Annotated in this window: 6 protein-coding genes and 3 tRNA genes; 3 read left to right on the top strand and 6 right to left on the bottom strand. The window is 43.8% G+C overall.

The genetic code is table 11. The features are described from left to right. From K6T99_13015 to K6T99_12995, 5 genes are all read right to left on the bottom strand, one after another. Nucleotides 1–1,012 (bottom strand): glycosyltransferase family 39 protein (locus K6T99_13015; GenBank protein MCL6520738.1); only part of this gene is annotated, 1,012 nt, incomplete at its 3' end. Nucleotides 1,013–1,064: 52 nt separating this feature from the next. After that, entirely contained in the window at nucleotides 1,065–3,047 is a 1,983-nt protein-coding gene (locus K6T99_13010; GenBank protein MCL6520737.1) for a tetratricopeptide repeat protein, read from the bottom strand. Between the two features lie 73 nt (nucleotides 3,048–3,120). Further along, a tRNA-Ser gene (locus K6T99_13005) sits at nucleotides 3,121–3,210 on the bottom strand. A 79-nt stretch (nucleotides 3,211–3,289) separates the two neighbouring features. Continuing rightward, nucleotides 3,290–3,365, bottom strand: a tRNA-Arg gene (locus K6T99_13000). Between the two features lie 67 nt (nucleotides 3,366–3,432). Further along, nucleotides 3,433–3,508, bottom strand: a tRNA-Arg gene (locus tag K6T99_12995). Nucleotides 3,509–3,631: 123 nt separating this feature from the next. On the opposite strand from K6T99_12995, the gene K6T99_12990 reads away from it, so the two are divergent. The 3 genes from K6T99_12990 to K6T99_12980 are packed head-to-tail and all read left to right on the top strand — an operon-like array spanning nucleotide 3,632 to nucleotide 6,560. Further along, nucleotides 3,632–4,087, top strand: coding sequence for a TrkA family potassium uptake protein (locus K6T99_12990; protein MCL6520736.1), 456 nt, complete (start codon nucleotides 3,632–3,634; stop codon nucleotides 4,085–4,087). A 17-nt stretch (nucleotides 4,088–4,104) separates the two neighbouring features. Beyond that, entirely contained in the window at nucleotides 4,105–4,767 is a 663-nt protein-coding gene (locus K6T99_12985) for an NAD-binding protein (GenBank protein ID MCL6520735.1), read from the top strand. Nucleotides 4,768–4,781: 14 nt separating this feature from the next. Continuing rightward, on the top strand, nucleotides 4,782–6,560 hold the full coding sequence (locus K6T99_12980; GenBank protein MCL6520734.1) for a carbon starvation protein A: 1,779 nt from the start codon (nucleotides 4,782–4,784) through the stop codon (nucleotides 6,558–6,560). Here the strand turns inward: K6T99_12980 and K6T99_12975 are convergent. Further along, nucleotides 6,561–7,345, bottom strand: a 785-nt coding sequence (locus K6T99_12975; protein ID MCL6520733.1) for an SMC family ATPase, incomplete at its 5' end; no start/stop codon positions are given.

Genomic DNA, 7,345 nt, shown 5'->3' with positions numbered 1-7,345 from the left:
AGATAAAATAGTGCCTGCGGAAAAAATATCCTGGGAAAACGGAAATTAATGAGAACAGCGTGAACCCTATTATAAAAATATGATTGCGCCGTATTTTGGGGTCAAACAATGCTGCAAATCCAAAAATTCCCAAAATCCATATCAAAAACGAGGGCTTGAAGACGTTCTCTATGGCATCTGAAAAATAATACTTAACCCCTATCGAAAGTGGTAATCTAGTAGCATACTGTTTTGAGTAAATAACCGTCCAAAACCAAAAATTGTCAAAAACTCCCTTAGCGAAAAGGAACAAGCATGCCAAGCCATACGGAAGAAACAAGCCACATATATATAAACCTGCCTGTTGCGCTAAAATTCGGACGGAAGTGGTTTGTTTTCTTAACCCGGTAAGAAGAATAAATAGTCCTGCAAAAATAGCAAAGCATCCACCATGCTGCTTAACCAACATTGAAAAGCCCAAAAGTAGCCCGCTCAAAAAGAAACTATGCAGTCGTTGCGATTCGATAGCCTTTAACATGCAGAGGATGCCGCCAAGTGCAAAGAGAACCACAAAATGCTCTGCATTTGCAGCCAAACCGTGGCTAAGTGGGCTTATAGATAGAACAGCAAATACAATCGCCGCTGTGATTCCAGCCCAATTGTCAGCTATTCGCTTGGTGATTAAAAATAAAAGAACTATTATTATGACGTTGGCGAGCAAAAGACCGAGGTGTATAGCAGTTATTGTTTGGCCAAAAACTGCCATAATAACACCATAAACAGCGTAGATGCCTGGGAGTTTCATGCTGTAGGCAAGCTTATATGGAGGGATTCCTTGGAGCAAAAGCTGACCCATATAAGCATACTCACCTTCATCGCGCTCAAGGGGAACGTTCAATAATCGAGCGCGGAGAAACCCTATGAGGAGTATCGTTAAAACTATCACACCCCATGCTTTATAGGGGGAAAGACCATAATTTTCGAAATTCGACTTTTTGGGTCGAGCTATTTTTGAAGTCGGCATTCTTCGCATGTGGTTATGCTGCCTGTGTGTAATAAGTTCGTGGTTTGCGAAGTATAAGCTATCACGGCGGAGGCTGTGCTGTCAATGATGGTTTAGGCATTGCGCGGGAGAGGGCCTGCACAAGCATTGGATTTGGATTTACGCCGTTGGCTTCTCCTTCTTGAATAACATCCCAAGCGGTTTTGATATCGCCTCTAGTATAGTAAATAAATGCAAGGTTGTGGTAAGGCGCTGGCAAATCTGGTTTTAAGCGAATAGCTTCTCTAAATTCTGCTATCGCCTTGTCTAGCCTATTTGTTTTGCGGTAGATAACGCCCATATTACTGTGTGCCTCGGCAGAATTTGGGTTTAGATAGATTGCTTTTGCAAAATACTCTTCAGCTTTCGCATACATTCCTTGGCGGCCGAGTACATTGCCCATTTCCAAATAAGCGGCCGAGTTTTCAGGGTCAATTTCCAGCGCTTTTTCAAGATTTTGCTTGGCTTTGATTAAATCACCCTGCAAACTGTATCCACGCCCAAGATTCACATATGCTTCACAGCATTCAGGGTCGCTTTCCACAGCTCGGTGAAATACTTCCATTGCTTCAGAAATCCTGCCTAATTGCGCAAGTGCAGCCCCAAGGTTATTGTATGCCAGTCCCGGGTCAGGGTCGCTTTTAATAGCCAATCTGTAATGGGCGATTGCTTTATCCAATTCACCAATCGAACTCAGCTCTTGGCCGAGATTATTGTGTGCAACATAATTGCCTTTTGTCACGGCTATCGCATGCTCGAATAATGTAATCGTATCTTTCCAGTATCGTACTTGGTGCCATGTAAGAATTACTAAGGTTAAGGTAACGAGACTGGATGCAAATGGTAGAATGGTAGACCTTGAGGATGGGCTAATTGTTGAATCTTGTTTTATTCTGCTCGCCCCTACTCTTCCGACTAAATCCGGAACTCCCCATGCAATTATTATGAAGATGCCAATTAATGGAATATAAGTGTATCTGTCTGCCATTGCCTGGAAGCCAACTTGAATAAAACCAATGACAGGTATGAGAGTGACGAGATACCAGAGCCAGCCTACCATGAGGTAGGGACGTTTTTTGATAACTTTGAAAACGGAAATTGTTATTGCAAGTATTATTATCCATGAGCCAAATACTTGCCAGGTTGGGATTGTGTTGTTCGGGTGTGGATAAAATGCTGCCAAATTATGTGGCCAAATCGTCTTTACTAGATATTTAACATATGATACAAGCGCATTAGCTACTCTGACGCCGACCGTAAAGCTTTCTACTGTTGCAACAGATCCTCCTATTCGCTGAGCGATGAATGTCATAGCAGAGGAACAGGCTGCTAAAATAAAGAGCGGCACTTTTTCTAGCACAAGCTTTGTAATTTTGCTTGAAGATTTCGATGGGGGGCCAATATTCATTCGTTTGAGTGGCCAATAGTCGAGTAACAAAAGCACAAACGGAAGCGTTACAAGCATTGGCTTTGACATTAGCCCAAGAGTGAAAAAAGTAATTACCGAGATGTAGGTTTTGGTTTTTGGAGATTGAGAATATTGAATATATGCGAATATGGTGAGCATCCAAAAGAGAGTGCTTAATACGTCTTTTCTCTCTGCCACCCAAGCGACTGACTCAACATGGAGTGGATGCACGCCAAAAAGAATGGCTAGGAATGCGCTCTGCCAGACTGCCCCAGTCATTTTGCTAAAAAGGAAAAAAAGCAGAGCTACGTTCGCCAAATGTAGAAGCAAGTTTGTTACATGATGGCCGCAAGCGTTGTGCAAACCATAAAGCTGGCAGTCCAGCGCATGAGAAAGCCAGGTCAACGGATGCCAATTGCTTGCACGAAAGGTCGTAAAGGCCCAAGCGATTGTGGTTAAGGTGATTCCGTTGCGGATGTGAGGATTAAGAGTAACATACTTGCTGTCATCGTAGCTTACAAACTTATGTCCGACGACCTGCGCAAAAGCGACTGCTGTAATTATTACAACGAGAATACATAGTTTGAGGTGGATGTGAGAGCTGATTGGCTTTCCCATTTGGCCAACCCCTAAATTCTCATTGCATGGAGTTACGGTAACATGGGAAGGCTGAGTTTGTCAACTGAGGTAATGGCGGAGAGGGTGGGATTCGAACCCACGGTGGCGCGAGCGCCACAACGGTTTTCGAGACCGCCCGGATAAACCACTCCCGCACCTCTCCATTTTAGAAATGAGGAATGGTTGACGGTAAATGGTTCGCATTTTATTAATACCATTAACCATCAACCATTCCTTGATGATGGCGCCCTTGGAGAGAATCGAACTCCCGACGCCCTCCTTAGGACGGAGGCGCTCTATCCACTGAGCTACAAGGGCACTAAAAGAACAAATTTTTAATTATGCAACGATAGAAGTCCGACTACAAATAAAGTCTGAAAAAGGATGGCGCGCTTGGAGGGATTCGAACCCCCGACCTAAAGGTCCGCAACCTTTCGCTCTATCCCCTGAGCTACAAGCGCACTATTTGCTTCATTATTTTCAGCAATGGGTAGTATACCACACGCGACTATTATTGTCAACACGGGTCTTGACGTAGATTAACAGAAAGCGCATAATTTCAGGGATAAGGAGGCACAGTTGGAATGAAAGTAATTATTCTCGGTTGCGGTCGCATTGGCTCCACTCTTGCTCGCTCGTTGGTAAGGGATGGAGAAGATGTAACAATAATTGACCGCACAAGCACAGCATTTCGCAGACTTGGGCCCGATTTCAAGGGCAAAATGGTTTTAGGCAATGGAATTGACGAGGAAGTTATGCTGAAAGCTGGTATAAAGGATGCAGACGCATTTATTGCAGTGACCAACGGCGACAACACGAACATTATGTCGGTTCAAATAGCGAAAGAGAAATTCCATGTGCCTAAAGTTATTGCTCGAATTTACGACCCAATTCGAGCATACGCATATCGCGAGCTTGGGCTTCAGACTATTTGCACAACCGTTGTTGGCGCGCGATTAATCAAAGATACACTGTTGGGAAAGGAATTGGGGGCAATGGCTGATTACTGCGCCCTCAATCCTGAGGATCCAGTCATTTAAGAAGTGGGGATGATAAAATGTACATAATAGTTGCTGGCGGCGGAAAAGTAGGACATTATTTAACACGAGCTTTGATTGACGCTGGGCATGAGGTACTCCTTTTGGAAAAAGATCGTTCTCGTGCAGATTATCTTTCGGAGGACCTCGGTGAAGTAGTTACGTGGGGAGATGCTTGCGAAGTCTCGACAATGAAAGAGGTTGGGATGGAACGAGCCGATGTTGTGGTGGCTGTAACAGGAGACGACGAAGATAATCTTGTTATTTGTCAGATGGCGAAACGGAAGTTCCACGTACCTCGCACGATTGCTCGTGTAAACAATCCCAAAAATGAAGATATTTTCGAAATGCTTGGCATTGACGCAACGGTAAGCAGTACAAAGATAATCTTCAATCTAATTGAGCAACAAATCGAAACGGATGAGGTTATTCCGCTTGCTCCTCTTCAGCGTGGAAACATTGAAATTGTCGAAGTAGATCTTGGGCCCAAATCACCGGTTGTTGGAAAGAGGATAAACCAGGTTGTCCTTCCCCAGGACGCATTAATTATTTCGATTGTTCGAGATGGTCATGCAATCCTTCCAAACATTGATGTGGTGTTTAAGGAAGGCGACAGCGTAATAGCCCTAGTTAATGCTGACCAAGAAGCCCAGCTGCGAGCCATCTTCGCAGAGAGCCATTAGAAGGGAGCATTAGCATGAATGCCGGCCTTCTGTTTGTTGCTGCAGTTCCTCTATTTTTGTTTGCTTACAAGTTCTATGGACGCTATATTGCTAATATTTTTAGCGTAGATGATTCGCGTTTAACCCCAGCTTGCGAAATGTGCGATGACGTGGATTATGTTCCTGCAAAGCCGCTTGTGCTTTTTGGTCATCATTTTGCTTCAATTGCAGGTGCAGGCCCGATTTTGGGTCCCACAATGGCCATGATTTTTGGGTTTATCCCCGTATGGCTATGGATTGTATTTGGGAGTATCTTTGTTGGTGCAGTGCATGATTATTCTGCATTGCTGACAAGTATTCGCGAGAAAGGTAGGTCCATGGCCGAAGTTGCAGAGCAGACACTAGGGCGCGCTGGTTTTCTGCTGTTTATTGCTTTTACTATTGTAATGATCTTGATGGTAACATCAGTATTCCTTCAAATAACTGCGACTGCTCTCACATCATTAGTACCTCTTGAGATTCTTCGAATGACAAGTGGCCAAACTTTGCTTAAAACAACCGTAGTCAACGGGGTTGTGAATGCGAGAATTGGTGGCATTGCCTCAACTTCGGTAATTATCATTACTTGTTTTTCTCCATTTATCGGTTATCTTCTTTACAAGCGAAAGGCAAATGTGAATTTTATGGCTCTCTTTGCGCTTGGGATTTGCATATTCTCGGTGCTTATGGGTCTAAGATATCCTGTAAGCATCGACAAGAATATATGGATGATTATTATTGCGGTGTATACAGTCTTTGCTGCAGGCATTCCCGTATGGCTAGTGCTCCAACCTCGAGACTTCACAAACGCATTTATGCTTTATGGAGGTGTAGCTGCGCTAGCTATTTCTGGAATAATAGCCCTATTTCGGGGTATACCGATAAGTGCTCCGGGTTGGAATGTTGCTGAGGGGACCGCAAAGTTAGGATTAATATGGCCTATTCTTTTTATTACCGTTGCTTGTGGGGCATGTTCTGGTTTTCATGCACTTGTTGCTGGTGGAACCACATCAAAACAGATTTTGCGGGAGTCTCATGCAAAAAGTATTGCATATGGAGGAATGCTTTTAGAAGCTCTTCTTGCGCTTGGAGTTGTTATTGCAGTTGGTGCCGGCCTCAATTTCAAACACTATTTATCGTTTGTTTTTCCTGGGGCGTCAGGGCAGTCGAATCCTGCAGCCGCATTTGCCGTTGGGATGGGTGGTTTGCTTCATGATGCGCTGGGAATTCCTGCTGCTTTTGGAACAATCTTCGGAATGCTTTTGGTCGAGGGATTTGTCATTACAACTCTGGACACCGCCGTGCGTCTCAATCGCTATCTTTTTGAGGAACTTTGGGCTATCTTGTTTAGGAATCCCCCGTGGTTTATGAAAACTTACATTTTTAATTCTTTATTATCTGTTGGGTTGATGCTTTTCTTTGCTTATACAAATACAATTCTTGCGCTGTGGCCTATTTTTGGTTCAGCTAACCAACTTCTTTCAGCTCTTACATTATTGTCTGTGGTTGGATGGTTGGCATTGAAGGGTAGACGCCATCTTTTCGCTTTTTTGCCGGCTTTATTTATGATGGCAACCACGATGACAGCACTTGTGTATCTTTTCGTGACAAAGTACCTACCTGCAAAGGCAAATGCATTAATGGGCGCAGATATTGCTCTCGTGGTTCTTGCAGTTCTTGTTGTTATTCTAATGGTGCGTGTTCTGGTGTCTTTTCGCACAAAAGAAACTTCAGCGGCTGTTTCCGATAATGTACTCGCAAAAAGCAGCAAATAGCTAGGAAATGCTTATTTTGCTTCCCTGCAAGTCCTTTGTTATTTCAATGCGGGTAGGGAATGCATCTTTTAGTTCATCGATGTGAGTGATTACTAGAATCTTCTCGAAGTCATCTTTGATTGAGTTTATTGCGTCGACGAGCTTTTCTCTTCCTTTGCCATCTTGTGTGCCAAAACCCTCGTCGATTATCAATGTCTGAAGCCTGGCTCCAGCACGGCGGGCAAGAAGCTTTGAGAGTGCGATTCGAAGAGCAAGGTTGACACGAAATGCTTCACCCCCGCTGTAAAGCTCATAACTCCGGGTTCCCATATCGTCACTAATTTTGATGTCAAGTGTTTCAGCAGTACCACCTGTCTTTTTGTCACGCAATGTTTCCAGGCTTACTTGCATTGAATTATCGGTCATTCGAGCGAGCAATCGGTTTGCTTCTTCCTGAATTTCAGGAATTGCATTCTCGATAATAAGCGCTTGAACTCCTTTCTTTCCAAACGCAGTAACCAAATCGTTATAAATGGCTCTGTCTTTCTTTGCCTTTTCAAGCTCTTTTCGCAACTTGTCAACTTTTTCGCGCAAAGCTTTACAGCGTTCGATTGATTGCCTAAGGTTTGCAATTCTACCAGTAATCTGTCGGTCTAGCTCTCGAAGCTGCTCCAGAGTTTTAATGACTGCGTCAAGTTCGGCTATTATCGCCTTGAATTCTGAGAGCGATTTTTCAAGACCTTTTATGGTATGTTCATGTTCAGCTATTGACATTTGGCGCGAGGCGATTAATTCGTTGATTGCCC

Source organism: Armatimonadota bacterium (assembly GCA_023511795.1).
In the GTDB taxonomy this organism is placed as follows: domain Bacteria; phylum Armatimonadota; class UBA5829; order DTJY01; family DTJY01; genus JAIMAU01.
The sequence above is the reverse complement of the archived record's forward strand: the minus strand, read 5'-3'. Positions and strand labels throughout refer to the sequence as shown.

Bases quoted from the DNA above. Each gene is read 5' to 3' on its own strand.
- K6T99_13010 (MCL6520737.1), bottom strand. From the start codon at position 3,047: ATGGGAAAGCCAATCAGCTCTCACATCCACCTCAAACTATGTATTCTC.
- K6T99_12990 (MCL6520736.1), top strand. From the start codon at position 3,632: ATGAAAGTAATTATTCTCGGTTGCGGTCGCATTGGCTCCACTCTTGCT.
- K6T99_12985 (MCL6520735.1), top strand. From the start codon at position 4,105: ATGTACATAATAGTTGCTGGCGGCGGAAAAGTAGGACATTATTTAACA.
- K6T99_12980 (MCL6520734.1), top strand. From the start codon at position 4,782: ATGAATGCCGGCCTTCTGTTTGTTGCTGCAGTTCCTCTATTTTTGTTT.